This window comes from Amycolatopsis sp. NPDC101161, assembly GCF_044768185.1.
Classification (GTDB): domain Bacteria; phylum Actinomycetota; class Actinomycetes; order Mycobacteriales; family Pseudonocardiaceae; genus Amycolatopsis.
Window position 1 is genome coordinate 984,078 of sequence record NZ_JBIWPI010000005.1, and the last position, 19,753, is coordinate 1,003,830.

Annotated in this window: 20 protein-coding genes; 11 read left to right on the forward strand and 9 right to left on the reverse strand. The window is 73.0% G+C overall.

Annotation, left to right across the window (positions count from 1 at the left end; all coding sequences use genetic code 11):
- Window positions 1–59: 59 nt before the first annotated feature.
- On the reverse strand, window positions 60–935 hold the full coding sequence (locus ACIRSS_RS38125; protein WP_400903859.1) for a M15 family metallopeptidase: 876 nt from the start codon (window positions 933–935) through the stop codon (window positions 60–62).
- A 166-nt stretch (window positions 936–1,101) separates the two neighbouring features.
- On the opposite strand from ACIRSS_RS38125, the gene ACIRSS_RS38130 reads away from it, so the two are divergent.
- The 4 genes from ACIRSS_RS38130 (at window position 1,102) to ACIRSS_RS38145 (ending at window position 3,849) form a co-directional block, all read left to right on the forward strand.
- The gene (locus ACIRSS_RS38130; protein ID WP_400903860.1) at window positions 1,102–1,917 is read left to right on the forward strand and encodes a S1 family peptidase; all 816 of its coding nucleotides are present in this window, start codon (window positions 1,102–1,104) and stop codon (window positions 1,915–1,917) included.
- 18 nt (window positions 1,918–1,935) lie between these two features.
- Window positions 1,936–2,370, forward strand: a complete 435-nt coding sequence (locus tag ACIRSS_RS38135) for a GNAT family N-acetyltransferase (protein WP_400903862.1) — start codon at window positions 1,936–1,938, stop codon at window positions 2,368–2,370.
- 76 nt (window positions 2,371–2,446) lie between these two features.
- The gene (locus tag ACIRSS_RS38140) at window positions 2,447–3,013 is read left to right on the forward strand and encodes a TetR-like C-terminal domain-containing protein (protein WP_400903863.1); all 567 of its coding nucleotides are present in this window, start codon (window positions 2,447–2,449) and stop codon (window positions 3,011–3,013) included.
- Entirely contained in the window at window positions 3,010–3,849 is an 840-nt protein-coding gene (locus ACIRSS_RS38145; protein WP_400903865.1) for an NAD(P)H-binding protein, read from the forward strand. Before ACIRSS_RS38140 ends, ACIRSS_RS38145 begins: the two co-directional genes overlap by 4 nt.
- Here the strand turns inward: ACIRSS_RS38145 and ACIRSS_RS38150 are convergent.
- The 3 genes from ACIRSS_RS38150 to ACIRSS_RS38160 all read right to left on the reverse strand — a co-directional run bounded on the left by ACIRSS_RS38150 (window position 3,846) and on the right by ACIRSS_RS38160 (window position 7,995).
- Window positions 3,846–5,021, reverse strand: coding sequence for an 8-amino-7-oxononanoate synthase (locus ACIRSS_RS38150; RefSeq protein ID WP_400903867.1), 1,176 nt, complete (start codon window positions 5,019–5,021; stop codon window positions 3,846–3,848). The genes ACIRSS_RS38145 and ACIRSS_RS38150 overlap by 4 nt on opposite strands.
- A gap of 96 nt (window positions 5,022–5,117) precedes the next feature.
- Entirely contained in the window at window positions 5,118–6,710 is a 1,593-nt protein-coding gene (locus tag ACIRSS_RS38155; RefSeq protein ID WP_400903869.1) for a DEAD/DEAH box helicase, read from the reverse strand.
- 328 nt (window positions 6,711–7,038) lie between these two features.
- On the reverse strand, window positions 7,039–7,995 hold the full coding sequence (locus ACIRSS_RS38160) for a serine protein kinase RIO (protein WP_400903870.1): 957 nt from the start codon (window positions 7,993–7,995) through the stop codon (window positions 7,039–7,041).
- A 272-nt stretch (window positions 7,996–8,267) separates the two neighbouring features.
- Between ACIRSS_RS38160 and ACIRSS_RS38165 the strand changes: the two genes are divergently transcribed.
- A complete protein-coding gene (locus ACIRSS_RS38165) occupies window positions 8,268–9,800 on the forward strand; it encodes a phytoene desaturase family protein (RefSeq protein ID WP_400903871.1) in 1,533 nt (510 codons plus the stop codon).
- A 158-nt stretch (window positions 9,801–9,958) separates the two neighbouring features.
- Here the strand turns inward: ACIRSS_RS38165 and ACIRSS_RS38170 are convergent, their stop codons facing one another.
- Window positions 9,959–10,864: an MBL fold metallo-hydrolase gene (locus ACIRSS_RS38170; protein WP_400903875.1), complete on the reverse strand. Its 906-nt coding sequence runs from the start codon at window positions 10,862–10,864 to the stop codon at window positions 9,959–9,961.
- Between the two features lie 99 nt (window positions 10,865–10,963).
- Here ACIRSS_RS38170 and ACIRSS_RS38175 point away from each other — a divergent pair, with 99 nt between their 5' ends.
- Together ACIRSS_RS38175 and ACIRSS_RS38180 are read left to right on the forward strand one after the other, a co-directional pair.
- Window positions 10,964–11,401, forward strand: a complete 438-nt coding sequence (locus ACIRSS_RS38175; protein WP_400903878.1) for a cytidine deaminase — start codon at window positions 10,964–10,966, stop codon at window positions 11,399–11,401.
- Entirely contained in the window at window positions 11,401–12,267 is an 867-nt protein-coding gene (locus tag ACIRSS_RS38180) for a LysR family transcriptional regulator (RefSeq protein ID WP_400903879.1), read from the forward strand. Before ACIRSS_RS38175 ends, ACIRSS_RS38180 begins: the two co-directional genes overlap by 1 nt.
- On the opposite strand, the gene ACIRSS_RS38185 is transcribed toward ACIRSS_RS38180, so the two are convergent.
- Window positions 12,237–12,791, reverse strand: coding sequence for a suppressor of fused domain protein (locus ACIRSS_RS38185; protein WP_400903880.1), 555 nt, complete (start codon window positions 12,789–12,791; stop codon window positions 12,237–12,239). The two genes, ACIRSS_RS38180 and ACIRSS_RS38185, sit on opposite strands and share 31 nt — an antisense overlap.
- 84 nt (window positions 12,792–12,875) lie before the next feature.
- Here ACIRSS_RS38185 and ACIRSS_RS38190 point away from each other — a divergent pair, with 84 nt between their 5' ends.
- Window positions 12,876–13,946 carry an NAD(P)/FAD-dependent oxidoreductase gene (locus ACIRSS_RS38190; RefSeq protein WP_400903882.1) on the forward strand — a complete coding sequence of 357 codons (1,071 nt, stop codon included), beginning with the start codon at window positions 12,876–12,878 and terminating at the stop codon, window positions 13,944–13,946.
- Between the two features lie 33 nt (window positions 13,947–13,979).
- Here ACIRSS_RS38190 and yaaA read toward each other — a convergent pair whose 3' ends face one another.
- Window positions 13,980–14,726: a peroxide stress protein YaaA gene (yaaA, locus tag ACIRSS_RS38195; RefSeq protein ID WP_400903884.1), complete on the reverse strand. Its 747-nt coding sequence runs from the start codon at window positions 14,724–14,726 to the stop codon at window positions 13,980–13,982.
- Between the two features lie 55 nt (window positions 14,727–14,781).
- Here yaaA and ACIRSS_RS38200 point away from each other — a divergent pair, with 55 nt between their 5' ends.
- Genes ACIRSS_RS38200 through ACIRSS_RS38210 form a run of 3 tightly spaced genes read left to right on the forward strand, consistent with a single transcriptional unit; the run spans window position 14,782 to window position 16,811 of the window.
- Window positions 14,782–15,735 carry a GNAT family N-acetyltransferase gene (locus tag ACIRSS_RS38200; protein WP_400903885.1) on the forward strand — a complete coding sequence of 318 codons (954 nt, stop codon included), beginning with the start codon at window positions 14,782–14,784 and terminating at the stop codon, window positions 15,733–15,735.
- A 55-nt stretch (window positions 15,736–15,790) separates the two neighbouring features.
- Window positions 15,791–16,624: a helix-turn-helix transcriptional regulator gene (locus ACIRSS_RS38205; protein ID WP_400903887.1), complete on the forward strand. Its 834-nt coding sequence runs from the start codon at window positions 15,791–15,793 to the stop codon at window positions 16,622–16,624.
- Between the two features lie 16 nt (window positions 16,625–16,640).
- On the forward strand, window positions 16,641–16,811 hold the full coding sequence (locus tag ACIRSS_RS38210; protein ID WP_400903888.1) for a DUF397 domain-containing protein: 171 nt from the start codon (window positions 16,641–16,643) through the stop codon (window positions 16,809–16,811).
- Here ACIRSS_RS38210 and ACIRSS_RS38215 read toward each other — a convergent pair.
- Complete coding sequence (locus tag ACIRSS_RS38215; protein ID WP_400903890.1) at window positions 16,792–17,694, reverse strand: 2-hydroxyacid dehydrogenase; 903 nt, start codon at window positions 17,692–17,694, stop codon at window positions 16,792–16,794. The two genes, ACIRSS_RS38210 and ACIRSS_RS38215, sit on opposite strands and share 20 nt — an antisense overlap.
- 9 nt (window positions 17,695–17,703) lie before the next feature.
- Complete coding sequence (locus ACIRSS_RS38220) at window positions 17,704–19,722, reverse strand: MFS transporter (RefSeq protein ID WP_400903892.1); 2,019 nt, start codon at window positions 19,720–19,722, stop codon at window positions 17,704–17,706.
- Between the last annotated feature and the right edge of the window lie 31 nt (window positions 19,723–19,753).

Here is a 19,753-nt window from a genome sequence, read left to right on the forward strand (position 1 = left end):
TAGCCAACCGTCTCCGCGAACCGCGTGTTCCCACTTGTGCTTAACGTCGTATTACGTGGTCAGTGGCCGGTCGCCGTGAAGTGCATCCGGTCCTTCGGGGTGGTCCAGGCGCCGCCCCAGCTCCACCCGATCGCGGCGAACGCGCGCACGGTCGCGTCGCCGGCCAGCACCATGCCCGGACGGCGGTTCGCGCGGTCGAGGTAGGCCGAGGCCAGCTCGGGGAGCACGAGGGCGCCCTGGGTGTAGGGGTTGCAGAACGGGTTGACGTCCACCGCGAGCCCGTACGCGTGCGCCGACCAGGTCGTCTGGCCGCGGGCCGGGCGGCAGACGAACGCGCTGGTGCTGTTGCCGTCGCCGGTCGGCGGCGCGGTCAGCTCGGCGGGGCTGGTCACGCGCATCTCTTCGAGCGGGAAGTGCGCGGCGAACAGCTGCCCGAAGACCTTGGTGATCCCGGCGGCGCCCTGCGCGTTGACCAGCATCTCGCCGGTGTGTGCGCGGCCGTCGAACCCCCAGAACGACATCGTCAGGTAGCGCAGGTCGCCCGCCTGCACCGGGCAGGCGGGCTGCCAGGTGCTGCGCGCGAGGACGTCGGCGGGCACGGCGCTGATCGTGGCCGCGTACCGGTCGCCGGCCGGCGGCGGAAGGATGTCTTTTGTCGGAAGTGCCCGGTTCACCAGTTCGGGTGGCGTCGGCTCGATCTCACCGAAGCCGTCGGCGCGGAGGGGGAGCGGGTGGGCACCCACCTGCCAGGTGACGGCGGGCGCGGCCGGTGCCCCCGCCGGTGCCGTCGTGACCCTCGCCGGGGCCGGCGCCGAAGTGGCCGGCGTCGTGGTCGAAGCGGGCACAGGGTGCGGCGTCGAGGGCACTTCCGCCGAGCACGCGGCCGTCGTCAGGGCCAGGACCGCCCCGAGTGCCGCCGCCGCTCTCCGTCGCATCCGGTCAGCTTGGCAGAGACGGCCGGTCCGCGCGGAGTCCACCCGTTCCAGTGACACCGTTTTGGGCCCCCTCGGATTAGGGTATTGAGCGCACGTTGTTCACGCACCGGAGTCATCCGGGTGCCGAGTGCTCTGTCTTGTCGTGCTCCGAAGAGGGGAAAGTCCCATGTCCGTGAAGTCCCGCCGATCCCTGCTGCTCGCGAGCGGCGCGCTCCTCGCGGTCGCCGCGGTGGCCGTCCCGGTGGTGGTCGGCACGGCGTCGGCGGACCCGGCTTCGGCCAACCAGCCGCGGATCGTGGGCGGCGACAAGGCTTCGCTGTCGGACCACCCGTACGCGGTCTACCTGACCGACGCGGGCGGCAACCAGTACTGCGGTGCGGTGATCGTCAGCTCGACGGCGGTGGCGACGGCGGCGCACTGCGCCAAGGCGGTCGCGAAGCAGGACGTCCGCGTGGTGGCGGGTCGCGAAGACAAGCGCACGGACGACGGTCAGGTCCTGGGTGTCGCGAAAGTCTGGATCAGCAAGGGCTACAGCGATCCGACGCAGGGCGACGACATCGCGGTCATGACCGTCCGCGGCCAGCTCGACTACCGGCCGGCGAAGCTGCCCGACAGCGGTGACGCGGCTTCGTACCGCGAAGGCACCCAGGCGACGGTGCTCGGCTGGGGCCGCATCGCCGACGGCGGCGACCGGTCCGACTACCTGCGCAGCGCCCAGGTCCCGGTGGTCTCGGACAGCGCCTGCCGCTCGGACTATTCCGTGTACGACCAGAAGACCATGGTCTGCGCGGGGTACGAGCAGGGCGGTGTCGACGCGTGCCAGGGCGACTCCGGCGGCCCGCTCGTGGTGGGTGACACGCTGATCGGGATCGTGTCCTTCGGCGACGGTTGCGGCAAGGCCGGCAAGCCGGGTGTCTACACGCGCGTTTCGGCGTACACGGCCGACATCGAAGCCCAGGCCAAGCCCCGCATCTTCGGCTGACCGTGCTAAGCAGGGGACATGCCGACCCTGCACGACGCGACCGGGCCCGAACTGACCGCCGCCGAGCTCCACGACATCCTCCGCCTGCGCGTGGACGTGTTCGTGGTGGAGCAGAAGGCCGCCTACCCGGAGCTCGACGGCCGTGACCTCCGGCCGGACACCCGCCACCTGTGGTTCGCGGACGACAACGGCGTCACGTCCTACCTGCGGGTCCTGCTCGACCCGGACGGCGTCCGCCGCATCGGCCGCGTGGTGACGGCGGCGTCGGCCCGCGGCCAGGGCCTCGCGGCCCAGCTGATGGACGCGGCCCTCACCGTTCCCGGCGAGTACGTCCTGGACGCCCAGACGTACGTCCAGGGCTTCTACGCGCGCTACGGCTTCGTCGCGGAAGGCGCGGAGTACACCGACGACGACGGGATCCCGCACATCCGCATGCGCCGCCTGCCGTCCTGACGCCTCCTCGACAGGATCCGGAATCAGGCCTACTCTCGATACGAGACGGTACCGTTTCGTATCGAGGGGAGAGGCCGTGCCGGGACGACCGCGGGACGCCGGTCGCGACGTCGTCATCTTCGACGCGACGCTGAAGCTGCTGATCGACGTCGGCTACGACCGGTTGTCGATCGAAGCCGTCGCGGCGGCGGCCGGGGTGGGGAAGGCGACGATCTACCGCCGCTACCCCGGCAAGGCCGCGCTGGTCGCCGCGGCCGTCGACGACCGCGCGGGCGGCACCCCGCCCGATCCCTCGGCCGGCGACCTCCGCGGCGCGCTCCTGGAGACGGCGAACTGGCTCGCGCGGGAGATCGCCGAGCAGGAGGTAGGCCTCCTCGGCGCGCTCTTCGCCGGGATGCGGGGCGATCCGGACCTCGCCGCGGCGATGCGGCGGATCCTGCACCGCGACCAGGCCGCGATGACCCGGCGTCCACGCGAAGGCGGGCTCCTCGACGCGCGGGGCGCCGCGCTCTTCGCCGAGATCGTCCCGGCGATGCTCGTCCACCGGCTGGTCGTCGCCGGAGAGCCGTGCGACGAGCCCTTCGTCGAGCACCTCGTCGACGACATCCTGCTGCCGCTGCTGAAAGGGGAATCCCCGCGATGATCGTGATCACCGGCGCGACCGGCGCCCTGAACGGCGCCACTGTCGAGCACCTGCTCACCCGCGTCCCGGCCGAAGAGGTGGGTGTCAGCGTGCGTGACGTCGCGAAGGCGCAGTCGTTCGCCGACCGCGGCGTACGGGTGCGGCCCGGCTCCTACGAAGACCCCGCTGCTCTGCGCGCCTCCTTCGAAGGCGCGGACCAGGTGCTGCTGGTGTCGTCCAACGACCCGGCCGCCGACGGCGTCGCCCTGCACCGCGCCGCGATCGAAGCCGCCGTCGCCGCGGGCGTCCGGCGGATCCTCTACACCAGCCACCAGAACGTGCGCCTCGGCAGCGCGTTCGCGCCGGCTCGCGACCACGCGGCGACCGAGGAGATCCTCGCGGGTTCCGGGGTCGCCTGGACGTCGTTGCGCAACGGCTTCTACGCCCACAGCCTCGGCTGGCTGCTCGGTCCGTGGCGGGAGACCGGCGAGATCGCCGCGCCCGAAGACGGCCCGGTTTCGTGGACCCACCGCGCGGACGTCGCCGAGGCGGCCGCGGTGATCCTCGCCGGGCACGCCGTCGACGGTCCCGTCACCCTCACCGCGCCCACCGCCGTCACCTTCGACGACCTCGCCGCGATCGCCTCCGACCGCACCGGTCGCGAGGTCAAACGCGTGGTCGTCGGCGACGAGCAGTGGGTCGCCGACCGGATCGCGGCCGGCACGCCCGAGGCCATGGCCCGCCTGCTGCTGACGTTGTTCACCGCCGGGCGGCGGGGCGACTTCGCGGAAACCGGGCCCCGCCTGGGCGAACTCCTCGGACGCGAGCCGCTGCCGGTGGCGGAAGCGCTGGCTTAGACCGTCGCGCCCCGCGGCGCGGTCGCCGTGATCACCTTCACCGCGCGGTCCACGTCGGCCTCGGTGAGGTCGGCCCGCGCGGTCAGGCGCAGCCGCGAAATGCCGTCCGGCACCGACGGCGGCCGGAAGCACCCGACCCGGATCCCGTGCTCCGCGCACGCCGCCGCCCACGCGACCGCCGTCTCCGCGGACGGCGCCTGCACCGAGATCACGGCCGCGTCCGGCAGGCTCGCCTTCAGCCCGGCCGCCTTCAGCGACATCGCCAGGTTGCCGGCGTTCTCGACGACCTTCTCGGCCATCCCCGGCTCTTCCTTGAGCGCGTGCAACGCGGCCAGCGCGGCCGCGGCGCTCGCGGGCGCCAGCGCGGTGTCGAAGATGAAGCTGCGCGCGGTGTCCACGAGGTGCTTGATCACCCGCCGCGGCCCGACCACGGCCCCGCCCTGGGCGCCGAGCGACTTCGACAGCGTCAACGTCGTGACGACGTCGGGCGCGCCGGACAGCCCGGCCGCGTGGACCGCGCCCCGCCCTCCTTCGCCGAGGACGCCGAAGCCGTGCGCGTCGTCCACGAGCAGCGCCGCGCCGTGCTCGCGGCAGATCCCGGCCAGCTCGCCGAGCGGGGCGAGGTCGCCGTCGACCGAGAACACCGAGTCCGTGACCACCAGCGCCCGCGGCTTCCGCCGGGTCGACAGCGCGTGCTTGATCGCCGACGGCGTCGAGTGCGCGACCGCGGCGACGTCGGCGCGCGACAGCCGGCAGCCTTCGATCAGGGAAGCGTGGATGTACTTGTCCGTGACGATCGCCGATTCGGACCCGGACAGCGCGGTCACCGCGCCGAGGTTCGCGGCGAAGCCGGAGGAGAACACGAGTGCCGCCTGCGCGCCGCAGAACCGGGCGAGCTCCAGCTCGAGCTCGGTGTGCAGCTCGGTCGATCCGGTGACCAGCCGGGATCCGGTCGACCCGGCGCCCCAGCGCAGCGCGGCGGCCGCGGCGGCCCCGGCGACGCGCTTGTCGCGGGCCAGCCCGAGGTAGTCGTTGCCGGCCAGGTCGAGCTCGTCCGCCTGCGCGGGACGCGGCCGCAGCTGCCGCACGAGCCCCGCGTTCGCCCGCTTCTCCGCTTCGACGTCGAGCCAGTCGAAAACCTCATCGGGCGGGGGCGTCGGCGGCGTAGTCACGTCCCGCAGTCTCCCACTCGCCGTTCGCGTGGCCGTGAACCAGGGCCCGGAAACGCCGGAAGCCCCGGACCGGAGTCCGGGGCTTCCTGAGGGAAATCAGCTGTCGTAGCCGCGACGCGGGCCACGGCTCGGGCGGCCGTAGCCACCGCCGTTGCCCGAGCGGGGCTGCCGGCCGCGGCCGGCGAAGCCGCCGGAACGGCCTTCGCGGGATCCCTGGCCGTAGCTGCCGCGGTCGCCGCCGCGCTCGCCACCACGGTCACGGTCGCCGTAGCTGCGCTCGCCGCCACGGCTGTAGCCGCCGCGCTCGCCGCCACGGTTCGAGCCACCGAAGCTTCCGCGGTCACCGCGGAAGCCACCGCCGCCGCGACGCGGGCTTTCGCGCCGACGCTCGACGACCGGCTCGCCGCTGGGCTCGCGGGCGCCGGTGATGCGGGACAGCTCCGGGTCGCCCGGGCGGACCGTGGTCGACTCCGCGCGCACGCCGGCGCGGTCGGTCAGCCTGCGGACCATCCGCCGCTGGTCGTGCGTCGCCACCGTGACGACCACGCCGGACGCCCCGGCGCGGGCCGTGCGGCCGGCGCGGTGCAGGTAGTCCTTGTGGTCGGCCGCCGGGTCGACGTGCAGCACCAGCGAGATGTCGTCGACGTGGATGCCGCGCGCGGCGACGTCCGTGGCGACCAGCACCGGGGTGTGGCCTTCCTTGAAGTCGGCGAGGACGCGGTTGCGCTGCCCCTGCGTCTTGCCGCCGTGCAGCGCCGCCGCGTTGACGCCCTGCTCGCGCAGGCGCTCCGCGAGGCGGTCGACGTGGTGCTTGGTCCGCACGAACATGATCGTGCGGCCCTCGCGGGCGCCGATCTGCGTGATGACGTCCTGCTTGTCCTGGTGCGAGACCTGGAGCACGTGGTGGTCCATGGTCGTGACGCTCGCGGTCGACGGCGCGACCGAGTGCGTCACGGGGTCGGTCAGGTACTGGCGGACCAGGCGGTTGACGTCACCGTCGAGCGTCGCCGAGAACAGCAGGCGCTGCCCACCCGGCGGGGTGAGGTCGAGGATCTCGCGGACCTGCGGCATGAAGCCCATGTCCGCCATCTGGTCGGCCTCGTCGAGGGCGATGAAGTTGCAGTCGCCCAGGTGTGCGGTGCCCTGCCGGACGTGGTCCGACAGCCGGCCCGGGGTGGCGATCAGCAGGTCGACGCCGCGGGACAGCGCGTCCGCCTGGCGGGCGAAGGCCATGCCGCCGACGGCCGTGCGGCACCACAGGCCGAGCGACTTGGCCAGCGGGGTCAGCGAGTCGGCGACCTGCATGGCCAGCTCGCGGGTCGGGACGAGGATCAGCGCGCGGGGGCGCTTCGGCCGGGCCTTGCCGCCGTTGAGCCGGGCCAGCATGGCCAGGCCGAAGGCGAGCGTCTTGCCGGAGCCGGTCTGGGCGCGGCCCAGCACGTCGCGGCCGCTCAGGGCGTCCGGGATGGTCGCGGACTGGATCGGGAACGGGGTGGTGATGCCCGCGTCGGCGAGCGCGCGGAGCAGCTGCTCCGGCAGGCCCAGCTCGGCGAAGGTCTTGGTGGCCACGAGCTCGACGGCGTCGTCGCGCAGCATGTCCCCACCGGCCGGGCGGGTGCGCGGCTTGCGGTCGGGACGGTCCGCGCGCGCGGACGTCGAGGAAGGGCCGGAGTTGAACGTGACGGTCACAAATGCCTCTCGGACATGGTTCGTCACAAGGAGGCCCGGGCTCCCCGCGCGCAGGCAGGGCAAGATGGTGTGCAGTGGGCGTTCACAGGGACGGACCCGGCACACTGTGTCTTGCGCTTTTCCGACACTGCGCGCCGCTTGGGGGTTACGGATCACCGCGAGCCATTCGGTGGCTTTGGAGGCGACGGACACCAACTACATCCACGCCGCCGGTTGCGGTCTGTGTTCACTGTACCTGAAGGGGAGCTGGTCCTCCGCATGGAGGTAACCGGTTGTGGGCGGCGTCGCAGACGTGTTCCACGCCACAGCCGCGACGCCGCCGCCCCGGCTACCCGAGCCCGGCCGCGGAAACGAGGTCCGCGAGCAGGCCGTCGGTGTTCGTGACGTGCTCGCCGAGGCCGCGGCCGTGGAACCAGCCGGCGAGGTTGCGCACGTCCCGGGCGAGGAACTCGGCGCCGCCGGGGTTGGCGACGACGTCGACGACCTGGGGCAGGTCGATCACGATCAGCCGGCCGCGGTGCACCAGCAGGTTGTACGCCGAGAGGTCGCCGTGCGCGAGCCCCTCGGAGGCGAGCAGCTCCAGCGCCGCCGTGGCCTGGAACCACAGGTCCTTCAGCTCGTCCGGGTCGGGCCGCACCTGGGCCAGCCGCGGCGCGGCCGTCCCGTCGTCCTCGCCGAGGAACTCCAGCAGCAGTTCGGTGCCGTTGCGCTGCACCGGGTACGGCACCGGCGCGCCGAGCGTCCACAAGCGACTCAACGCGGCGAACTCCGCGACGGCCCACTGTTCGGCGATGAGGTTGCGGCCGAACGCCGTGCGGTGCTCGATCGCGCGCATCTCGCGGGACCGGCGCATCCGCCGTCCTTCGAGGTAGCCCGCGTCGCGGTGGAAGAGCTTGTGTTCGTCGCTGCGGTAGCGCTTCGCGGCGAGCAGCGTGCCGGCGGTGCCGGGCAGGCCGCGGCGCAGCAGGTGGACGTCGGCCTCCTTGCCGGTCTTGAGGACGCCGAGGTCGGTGTCGACCGCGGCGAGCTCGGTGACCACCCACTCCGGCCGGGGCAGCGGGCCGTGTTCGGCGTCGTCCCAGGTGGACCAGCGGTCGGCGCCGTCCGGGAGCTGGTTTTCGGTGTAGGCGTCGTCGCGCAGCTTGGCGAGCCGGACGCGTTCGCCTTCGGTGAGCCGGCCGCTGCGGGTGGGCTCGGGTTCCTCGAACCGCCCTTGGCGGCGCGACCGCGCCTGGCGGCGACGGGTGGGTTGGTCGTCGAAGTCTTCGAAGTCGTGCATGCGCACTGGTGGGGTTCTCCTTGGTCAGGGGTGCCCCACCGGGCGCGTGGTCAGCTCCGGGGGGCGGGTGGGCGAGGGCGCGAAAGGGCCCGGACATCCATCACGACGGCACCTCCCCGCTCTTCGCCCCGGCTCCCTGCCGGTTGCGCTTCAGCTTGCCGGTTCGGTCACGCTCCGCGCAACCGAATAGCGCGAAAGGACCGTTCGCGACGTTTCCTTGAATTCCGTCCGCCGCCGTGGCCACGATGAACGGGCAGGCAACACCCGAGGAGGGGCGGATGGATACCTACGACGTCGTGGTCGTCGGCGGCGGGCACAACGGGCTGGTGGCGGCCGCGTACCTGGCGCGGGCGGGCCGGTCGGTGCTCGTGCTCGAACGGCGCGGGGAGACCGGTGGCGCCGCCGTGTCGTTCCGCGCGTTCGACGGCGTGGACGTCCGGCTGTCGCGCTATTCCTACCTGGTCAGCTTGCTGCCGAAGAAGATCGTGGCCGACCTCGGGCTCGACGTCCGGCTGCTGCGGCGCCGGATGTCGTCCTACACGCCGACCGGCGACTCGGGTCTCCTTGTCGACACGGGCGACGACGGCCGGACGGCGGCGTCGTTCCGCGCGGTCACCGGGTCCACATCGGACTACACGGCGTGGCGCCGGTTCTACGAACTGACCGAAGGCGTGGCCGGGCGCGTCTTCGGCACCCTCACCGAGCCACTGCTGTCCGAAGTGGACTTCCGGGCGCGGGTGGCTGATGCCGAAGCGTGGTCGGCGTTGTTCGAGCGGCCGATCGGCGAGACGCTGACGTCGTGGTTCGGCGACGACACGGTCCGCGGCGTCGTGCTCACCGACGCGCTGATCGGCACGTTCGCCCCGGCGGGTGGTGAGGACCTGCGGCAGAACCGGTGCCTGCTCTACCACGTGATCGGCAACGGCACCGGCGACTGGGACGTCCCGGTCGGCGGCATGGGCGCGGTCACCGGTTCACTGGCGACGGTGGCGGCGGCCGCGGGAGCGCGTCTGGTGACGGGGGCGGAAGTGCTGTCCGTCGACCCGGACGGCGAGGTGCGCTACCGCCGCGACGACGCCGAGCACGTCGTGCGCGGCGGGCACGTCCTGGCGAACGTCGCCCCGGCGACGCTCGCGCGGCTGCTGGGCGAGGAGCCCCCGGACCGCCCGGAGGGCGCGCAGCTGAAGGTGAACATGGTGCTGTCCCGGCTGCCGAAGCTGCGCGACCCGCACGTCGACCCGGCCGAGGCGTTCGGCGGCACGTTCCACGTCAACGAGACCTTCTCCCAGCTGGAGACGGCCTACCGCGAGGCGGCGGCGGGGAAGATCCCCACGCTCCCGCCGTGCGAGATCTACTGCCATTCGCTGACGGACCCGTCGATCCTCGGGCCGGCAGAACGCGCGGCGGGAGCGCAGACGCTGACGTTGTTCGGCTTGCACATGCCCGCACGCCTCTTCGAGGGCCGCAACGAAGAGGCGCGCGAAGAGGCGTTGCGCGCGACGCTGGCTTCGCTGAACAGCGTCCTGGCCGAGCCGATCGAGGACTGCCTGCTGGCGGGCCCGGACGGCAAGCCGTGCGTGGAGGCGAAGACCCCGCTCGACCTGGAGGCCGAATTGGGGCTGCCGGCGGGGCACATCTTCCACCGCGACTTGGCATGGCCGTACGCGGAAGACCCGGCACAGCAAGGGAAGTGGGGCGTCGAGACAGCGCACGAGCGGGTGCTGCTGTGCGGCGCGGGAGCGGTCCGGGGAGGTGGTGTCAGCGGCATCCCCGGCCACAACGCGGCGATGGCGGTCCTGGACGCGGAGTGAGGAGCGGTCCGGAGGGCGAGTCCAAGCGGCGGCGAATCCTTCCCCGGTGGCGACCCCCGCCGGCGGTGAAGCCGCCCCGGGCAGCGCCCCCGGGGCGGGCGAACCCACGCCCGGCCGCGAACCCACCCCCGGCGGCGAACCCTCCCGGCGGCCCGCGATCACCGCCGGGCGGCTGCCTGCGCGTCGTGCTCGGCGCACAGACACCCCACCCCCGGCTCGATCCACTCCCGACCTGCCCACTCCGGATGGCGCTCGACGAGCACCGAACGCACCTCCGCGACAACCGAATCCACCCCGAGCCCGGACTCGAGCCGGTGCCAGGTCTCGTCCCGCAGCTCGCGCAAGTAGGCACGGACGTCGGTGAGCACCGCCACCCCGCCGACCTCTCCGTGGCCGGGCACCACCGTCCGCGGTCCGGCCGAAACCAGCCGGTCCAGGACCGAAATCCACCCGACCCCCGTCACGTCCGTGTCGTGCGGCGGGAACCACGGGAGGATCGCGAACTGGCCCGTCTCGGCCAGGTCGCCGGTGAACAGCACGCCGGCGTCCGGGACCTCGATCACCTGGTCGCCGGTCGTGTGGCCCCGGCCCGTCGGCCGCAGCCGGACGGTCCGGCCGCCGAGGTCGAGGTCCCGCGTGCCCTCGTACACGGAGTCGGGCACCGGCACCCGGACGTCCTCCAGCCGGGCGGCCACCACCGGGTCGAGGCCGCGGAACATCTCGAGGTAGCCCGCGCCCTTCGTGGCGAGGTCGGCCGCCTGGGCGCGGTTGACCACGTAGGTCGCCGCGCCGGCGAACACCTGCGCGCCGTACGCGTGCTCGGGGTGGAAGTGGGTCGTCGTCAGGAACAGGCGGCGGCCCGCGGCCACCGACGTCGCGAACGCGAGCACCTCCGCGGCGTTCGCGGGGCCGAGGCCCGTGTCGACGACGAGGACGGCCTCCGTGCCGCCCACGACGCCGATGTTGGGCACGAGGTCGACGCCGTGGTTGGGGATCACCAGCAGGTCCGGCGCGAGCTCGACGGCGTCGGCCACCCGCACGGCGGGATCGGTCAGGTCGGTCATGACCCGATTCCACCGCCGAACGAAAGGAGCTGTCCAAGACCGATTGCGAGGGGGCGATACCGGGAGAACATCGTCGCCGGTCGGCGCTACTGTCGGCGCATGGCAGTCGATCAGGAACTGGTGGACGCGGCGATCGCGCTGGCGCGGGACCGCTTCGGCGGCACGGCGTGGTCCGGGGCGGCGGCACTGCGCCTCGACGACGGCACCGTGCTGACGAGCACCGCGCCGGAGTTCCCGAACCAGGGCGTCAGCCTGTGCCACGAGACCGGCGCGATCTGCGAGGCGTTCAAGCTCGGTCGCCGCGTGACGGGCTCGGTCTGCGTGACCGCGGCCGACGAGGACCGCGGCTACTGGGTCCTGGCGCCCTGCGGGGTCTGCCAGGAACGGCTCTTCGCCCACGGCCCGGACGTCGAGGTCGCCGTCCCCGAGCCCGCGGACCCGCGCCGGTGGCGGGCCCTGCGGCTGCGGGACGTCCAGCCGCACTGGTTCGCGCGCGTCTTCCCCGACGACGTCTGGCCGTACGAAGCCGAGCGCTGATGGAGCTGCGCACGCTGCGGTACTTCGTGGCCGTCGCCGAAGAACTGCACTTCGGCCGGGCCGCCGCGCGGCTGCACATGAGCCAGCCGCCGCTGAGCCGCGCGGTCAAGCAGCTGGAGGCCGACGTCGGCGCCGTGCTGCTGGTGCGCTCGGCCGCGGGCGTCGCGCTCACGCCCGCCGGCGCGGCGCTGCTCGACGAGGCACGCGCCTTGCTCGAGCAGGCTGACCAGGCGCGTGTGCGCGTGGCGTCGGCGGCCGGGGCCGCGGCGATCACCGTCGGCATCCTCGCCGACAGCGCGGACCCGGACGCGACGCGGCTGGCCGACGCCTACCGGCGGCGCCACCCCGGCGTCGAGGTCCGCGTCCGCGACACGGACCTGACCGACCCGACGTGCGGGCTGCGCGCCGGGCTCGTCGACGTCGCGCTGACCCGCGGGCCGTTCGACGACGCCGGCCTGACCGTGCACCGGCTGCGCGAAGACCCGGTCGGCGCGGTCCTGCGCGCCGACGACCCGCTGGCCCGCCGGGACCACCTGCGGCTCGCGGACCTGGCCGACCGGCGGTGGTTCCGGTTCCCGGACGGCACCGACCCGGTCTGGCAGGCCTACTGGCACGGCGGCGAACCGCGTGACGGCCCGGTGGTGCGCGGCGTCCAGGAGTGCCTGCAGGCGGTGCTGTGGAACGGGACCGTCGGCCTGATGCCGCTCGGCCACCGGCCGCCCGGCGACCTGACGGTCGTGCCGCTCACCGACCTGGCGCCGAACCCGGTGGTCGTCGCCTGGCGGGACGCCGGCCCGCTGGTCCGCTCGTTCGCCGAGCTCGCGACGGCCGCGTATCAGACGACGGGCGGCCGGCGGACGTCGTAGAGGTCCCAGTCCAGCTGCCAGAACGCGTCGATGCCGTGCTCGCGGATGTACTTGCGCTCGGTGTCGTGCACCGGGTAGCAGCCGGCGATGCTGATCGGCGGGCCGCCGATGTCGATCAGCGTGTACTGGTGCGCGTCGAGGCCCGCGGGCGCCGACACGGCGAACGCCGTCATCGCGGACTCCGGGGCGATCGGCTGGCCGAAGTCGATGGTGTCGCCGTAGACGAACGGGCACGTGCCCCGCAGCTGCTCGGCGAGGTAGCCGATGGCCAGCGCCCACACCGGGTCGTCGGACCGGACGCTGATCCACAGCTCCGGTTTCACGCCGTGCCACTCGGCGTGGTCGGCGAGCGAGAGGCCGTACGTCGCGCCGGTCATGTATCTCGGCTCGGGTTCGTCGGCGAAGACGAACGCGATGACGTCGTCGAGCCCCGCGTGGGTCGACGGGATCGGCTGCAGCCGGGGCTCGACGTCCCCGGTCAGGGTGTCGAGATGGGCGACATACCGCTCGGCACGGCTCGGCATGGCGCGCAGCATACGACCGTGCGCCGCGCGGTGCGGGGGAAGGCCGTTGGCCCGGGCGCGGCACTTTCGGGCAGGGTGGGGGACATGCGAGTGCTCGTGATCGGAAGCGGAATCGGCGGCGCGGCAACGGCGTGGCACCTGGCGGGCCGGGGCGCGGAGGTGGTCGTGGCGGACGCGGCCCGCCCGGGGACGGCCACCGAAGCCGGCGCCGGGATCGTCAGCCCGTGGACTTCGCGCTGGGACGACGCGCTGTACCCGCTCGCGTCGGCGGCCGGCCGGTACTACCGCGAATTCACGGCGGAGCTGGCGGATTCGTCGTTCGAGGTCGTCGGCGGGATGGTCGTCTCGGCCGACGACGCCGAGCTGGCCGAAGCGCACGAGCGGCTGACGGCGCGGGCGGCGGACGCGCCCGAGGCCGGCGAGGTCAGCCGGCTCGACCCGGCTCAGGCGCGCGAGCTGTTCCCGGCGCTGGCACCCGGGCTGGGCGCGGTGCACCTGACCGGCGCGGGCCGCGTCGACGGTCACCAGCTGCGCCGCGCCCTGCTGCTCGGCGCCGAACGCCGGGGCGCGAAGTTCGTCGAAGGGGAGGTGGCCTTCCGCGCCGACGGCACGGTCGCGAGCCCGGACGGCCCGCTTGAGGCGGACAGCGTGGTGGTCGCGGCGGGCGCGTGGAGCCGCGAACTGCTGGCGCCGCTGGGGATCGACCTGCCGGTGACGCCGCATCGAGGCCAGATCAGCCATTTCGACCTGCCGGGCACGGAGACGGCGGCGTGGCCGGTGGTGCTGCCCCGCACGAGCCACTACCTGCTGGCGTTCCCGGGCGGCCGCGTGGTCGCGGGCGCGACGCGCGAGGCGGAGTCGGGCTTCGACTACCGCGTGACGGCGGCAGGCCAGCGCGAGGTGCTGGACAACGCGCTGACGGTGGCACCGGGCCTGGCGAACGCGACGTTGGCGGAAACCCGGGTCGGCTTCCGCCCGGGCACGCCCGACGGCTTGCCGATCCTCGGAGCGATCCGGCCGGGCCTGGCGGTGTCGACGGGGTTCGGCCCGGGCGGGCTGACGAACGCGCCCTTCGCGGGGAAGCTGGTGGCGGCGGTCGCGCTGGGGGAGGACCCGGGCTTCGACCTGACGCCGTTCTCGCCGGAGCGGTTCTGAGCGAGTACCGCCGCGGAGGCCGGGCGGTGCCCGTCAGCCCTCCGTGACCAGCTCCAGCGCGTGGTCGCCGGTGCGCTCGACCGTCATGCCCGCCTTCGTGATCACCTTCACCAGCTGGTCCACTGTGGACGGTTCTGCCCGCGTCTCCGCCAGTGCCCGCGCCAAGCGGCCCTTGTACGCCTTGTTGAAATGACTGACCGTCACGCGCTCGCCGCGGGCGTTCTCCGTCACCACGCGGACCGTCACCGCGTCCGGGCGCAGCTTCGCGAACGCCGAGTACGTTCCCGACCGCAGGTCCACCACCAGGCCCTCGACCTGCTGCAGCACCGGCTCGAGCACCGGCTTCCAGTGCCCGCGGATCGTCCCGACCGACGGCAGCGAGTTCCCGCCCGACAGCCGGTACGCCGGGATCGGGTCGGTCGCCGACACCACGCCGAACAGCGACGACGTCACCGCCAGCCGTCGGTGCGCCTTCTCCAGACCCGCCTTCGTGAAGCTCTTCACGTCGAGCGCGTCGTACAGGACGCCCGTGTAGCGGCGCAGCGCCGGCATCGTCGGTGACGTCCACAGCTCCACGTTGCGCGTCACCTCCCCGGCCTGCCGCTCGGTGATGCCCAGGGCCGCGATGCTCGCCGGGACGTCGCCGGCCAGCTCGGTGAGCGCGTCGGCGAGCTTCGCGCGCGCGGGGTTCAGCTCGGGGAACGACAGCGCGCCGAGGTCGAGCGGGCCGCCGCGGCCGCCGTCGGCCTTGGTCTCGGATGGGGGGAGGAGCACCAGCACTTGTCGAGCCTAAATCGGGATGCGGGGGCGCCGCCGTCCGGCCTAGCCTCCGGGCATGGACCTGACCTGGCGCCCGCTGACCCTCGACGACGTCCCCGCGCTCACCCGCCTGTACGCCGCCGCCGAGGAGATCGACCGGACGGGTGACCATTTCAGCGACGAAGACCTCCGCGACGAGCTCGTCGCGCCCAACGTCGACCTGCCCCGCGCCACCATCGGCGCCTGGGCGGGCGACACCCTCGCCGGCTACGGCCTGATCCGCCGCCGCGACGCCGCGAACCCGGTGCACATGATCCGGCTGCAGTCGGTCGTGCATCCGGAGTACCGGACCGACGCCGTCGGCGCTCACCTGGTCGAGTGGTTGACGCGCACGAGCCGCGAGGTCCACGAACGCGCCTTCCCGGGCGCGCCGATGGAACTGCACCACGGCCAGCACCAGAACGAGCGGTGGATCGCCGGCGTCCTCGCCGCCGCCGGTTTCACGCACCAGCGGACGATGGTCACCATGCGCGTCGGCCTCGCCGACCTGCCGCCGCAGCCGCCGCTCCCGGACGGCATCACGGCGGAGCCGTTCGACTTCAAGCACGACCTCGCCGCGCTCGACGCCCGCAACGACGCCTTCGCCGGCCACTGGGGCAGCACCGTCTACGGCCCGGACGCCTGGCACCACCTGGTCACCGGCTCCAAGGACTTCCGCCCGGACCTGTCATTCCTCGTCCTCGACGACGACAAGGTCCTGGCCTTCGTGCTGAGCCACTTCTACGAGTCCGAAGCCGCGGCGACGGGCGTCCGCGAGCACTACGCCACCTGGGTGGGAACTCGGGAGGTGCTGCGCGGCCGCGGCGTGGCGTCAGGGCTGCTCGGGCACACGCTCCTGGCTGCGAAAGCGGCGGGATTCGACCGGTCGGCCCTGAACGTCGACGTCGACAACGCGCACCGCGCCCTGGGCGTTTACGAACGGTGCGGATTCCGCGTCGACGACGAATGGCACGTATACGTGCTGTCCTGATTCCGGGACGCCCCACCGCCGATCGGGGAATGGACGGCGTTCGTACCATCGCCCTATGAAGCCGACTTCAGCTTCCCCGGGTGCGAGAGCATTGGCCGCGTCGCTGCGGGAATTGCGCACGGCCCGGGGTAAAGGACTGCGCGAACTGGCCCGGATGGTGCGGATTCTCCCGCAGTTGCTGTCGGCGTGGGAAAAGGGGCAGCGGGTGGCGTCCCCGGAGGACGTGGCCCGGTTGCTGGGCGCTCTCCAGGTCGACGACGCGACGTACGACCGCATGATGCGCCTGGCCAGGCGCGCCAAGGACGACAACTGGCTCGATTCCAACCCGTCCGATTTGCCGCCCGCGCTGAGCGGCATCGTCGAGTACGAGCGCACCGCCACCCACATCTCGAACTGGTACCACGCGATCGTGCCGGGACTCCTGCAGACCGCCGACTACGCTCGCGCGATTCTGAGCAATTCGGAGATCGGCCTGGAACAGGCCGACGCGATGCTCATCGCGCGGCTGAAGCGGCAGCGCATTCTCACGAGGGCCGATCCGGTGCGGTTCGCCGCACTGGTCGGCGAGGTCGCGATCCGTGAGGGGATCGGCAGCGCGGACATCATGTCGGACCAGGTCGATCACCTGCTGGCGATGATGGCGCTGCCGAATGTTTCGCTGCGGATTGTGCCTGCCAACATCGGTTATCACCCCGGGCTGATCGGCTCGTTCATCTTGTACGAGTTCGCCGGTTTGCCGCCGATCGTGCACCTGGAGAACTCGCACGCCACCGCGTTCCTCCACGAGGATGATGTCGTCGGCAGGTACCGGAAACAGGCTAAGATCCTCGCTGGCAAGGCATTGAGTGAAGGCGACACCCGAGACTTGCTCCGGGAGGTCGCGCGATAACCCGGGAGGCCTCGGCGTGAGCGACACGGTTTGGCGTAAGGCCAGCTACAGCGGTGGCCAATCGGACTGTGTCGAGGTGAAGCTCGACCTTTCCGTCGGCATCCGGGACACGAAGGCGCGCGAGCAGGGGCAACTGACCGTCAGCCCCACCGCGTGGACCGCCGTCCTCACCGCTCTACGAGGTTGAGCAGCTCCTCACCCGCCACATACCGCCGCACCTGCTCCGCCACCAGCTTCTTCGCGCGCGGATAAAACGACGCCGACCCGCCGGCGATGTGCGGGGTGATGACCACGCCCGGCACCGTCCACAGTGGATGGTCGGCGGGCAGTGGCTCCGGATCGACGACGTCCAGGCCCGCGCGCAACCGTCCGGACCGGGTCTCGGCCAGCAACGCGTCCGTGTCGATGGCCGTGCCGCGGCCGACGTTCACCACCAGCGCGTCATCCGGCAGCACCGCGAGGGCCTTCGCGTCGAACAGGCCGCGCGTTGCGGGGGTGTCCGGGAGGATCAGCACCACGATGTCGGCGTCCGGCAGCAGGCGGGACAGCTCGTCGACGCCGTGGACGCCTTCGCCAGGACGCGCGCGGCTCGCCACCCGCGTCACCACGGCCTCCGCCGCGACGAGCTGGCGTTCGATGGCCTGCCCGATCGAGCCGTACCCGACCAGGAGCACCCGGCTGTCGGCCAGCGAGCGCGTGTGCTCGCGCGTCCACTCGCCGCGCGTCTGCTGCGCGAACCACCGCGGCAGGTCCCGCTGCGCCGCGTGGATCAGCGCCAGCGCGTGCTCCGCGACGCTCAGGTCGTGCAGGCCCCGCCCGTTGGCCAGCCGGACACCGTCGGGCAGCAACGGCACGATCGCCTCGACCCCGGCCGACAGCGATTGCACCACGCGCAACGCCGGCAGCTCCTTGATCAGCTTCGGCGGCTCGGGCCCGCGGTCGTAGGGCAGCACGTAGAACTCGACGCCGTCCAGGCCGTCCGGCGGCGCCGAGACGCCGTCGTAGTACGCGACCTCGACCCCTTCCGGCACCTCGATGTCGGTCCAGGGCAGCAGTACGCGAGCGCTCATGCCGCCTTTCTACTCCGCGCCGGCCGGGGCGACCCGCTCAGTGGATTCCCGCAGGCGGTCGGCCCATTCGCGCGACGACCGGGACAGCGCTTCGGCGACCGCGGCGCGGATCTGGTCCTGGCTGCTCGTCCGGTCGGCGGCCTCGACGAGAACGCAGCGCGTCGCGCCCGACAGGCCGCCGATGATCTCCTGGATCCGCGGCGGCCAGGCTTCGGTGGCCGGGACATCGCTTCGCGCGCTGTCGTCGAGGAGGACGGCGAAGTCCGGACGGAGCCGCCCGGCTGCCCAGTCGGCCACTTCCGCCAAGTCGTCCGCGCCGAACCCGGCGGACTCGGTCAGCCGGTCCACCGGTGAGTCGATCAAGCGCTCGACGACCACGACGGCGCCGCCGTCGAGCGCCGGGAGGATGTCGCGGTGGACGCTGTCGGCCCGGACCGCGGCCGCCGCGAGGACCCGGGCCCGCGCGGAGGTCAGGGTCGCGCCGGAGACCAGCGCCCGGAACCGGGGGTCGTCTTCGCCGGGGTCCGGGGCGAAGACGACCGTGCGGACGCCGGCCCGGCTGAGCCAGCCGGCGAGCGCGGCCGCGTGCACGGCGGTGTCGGCCGAGGAGCTGCCCTCCACCGTGACGACGAACCCGGTCTTGCGCCGCGGGTACCGCCGCGCGATGGCGCGCAGGTCGCCGAGGAGGCGGACCGGCCGGTGGGTGTTCATCCGGCGGTAGGCGAGCAGCCCGGACAGGAAGGCCAGGAGCGCGGCGCCGAGCAGGACCGGCCTGGTCCCGTCGACCTGGTGTTCGTCGCCGAAGACGGAGATCGTGCGCGAGTTCGTCAGCGCCACCAGCAGGGGGACGACGGCGACCGTGCAGCCGAGGACGATCTTCAGCAGCGCCTGGTAGATCGCGTTGACGCGGCCCCGGACGTCGTCGTCGATCCGGGAGCCGATGATCGTCACGCCGGTGAGGAACGTGGCGCCCGCGCACGCGCCGACGAGCAGGACGGCGACGATCGAGACGGCGAGGTGCGGGGACAGCGCGACCAGGACGAGGGAGACCCCGGCCAGCATGATCGAGATGCCGAAGAACCGTTCGTGGGCGAGGCGGGCGGCCAGCTTGGGCGCGAAGACGATGCCCAGGCCGAGGCCGACGAACACGGCGGCGAACAGCAGCCCGAAGCCCGCTTGCCCGGCCAGCACGCTCTTCGCGTACGACTGGGCCGAACCGACGACCGCCCCACCCGCGGCGAACGCGCCGACCGCGCCGATGAGCAGGCCGCGGACCAGGGGCGTCGTCCGGATGAACCGGCCGGCGTCGCGCAGCATGGTCAGGAAACCGCCCGAACCGGGCTCGTCGGGCGCCGCCGCCCGGCGCGGTCCGGCCGGTCCGGACAGCTCCGGGATCCGGCGGGCGATGACCACGGCACTGGCCAGGTACAACGCGGCGGCGAGGGCGATGGCGAGCTTCACGGGACCGTTCGCGCCGAGGAGGTCGTCGGGCAGCCGCAGCGAAGGGCCGATGCCGGTGAGGGCGTACAACCCGCCGGCCGCGACCACCGAGATGCCGTAGGTCATCGCCAGGCCCAGCTGGTTCGCGGTCTCCACCTGGTCCGGGCGGTGCAGCAGGTTCGGCGCCGCGGCGTCCTTGGCCGGTATCCACAGCATCGCCACGCTGCTGGTCAGGAAGCTGCCGGCGAACGGCCACCACGGCAGGTCGACCACGATGACCGAAAGCAGCAGGAGGCAGCGGAGCACGTCGCCGACCGCCATCACCACGCGCCGGTCGAACCGGTCGGCGAGCAGACCGCCCAGCGGGGCGAAGAACAAGCCGGGGAGCAGGTTGCTGAAAACGACCCCGGAGAACGCGAAGTTCTTCACCGCGTAGCTGCCGGCCGCGTTGGAAACCAGGTCGGCCACCCCGAGCAAGGCCAGCCAATCCGCGGTGCTGCACAGGAACGTGACGCCCCAGAGCCGCCGGAACGGACGGATCGCCAGGACGCGGCGGATCCGTTCGGGCGTCGACAAGCCGGCTGCCATCACGGGCTCCCCTTCCCCTTCCCCCCGAGCC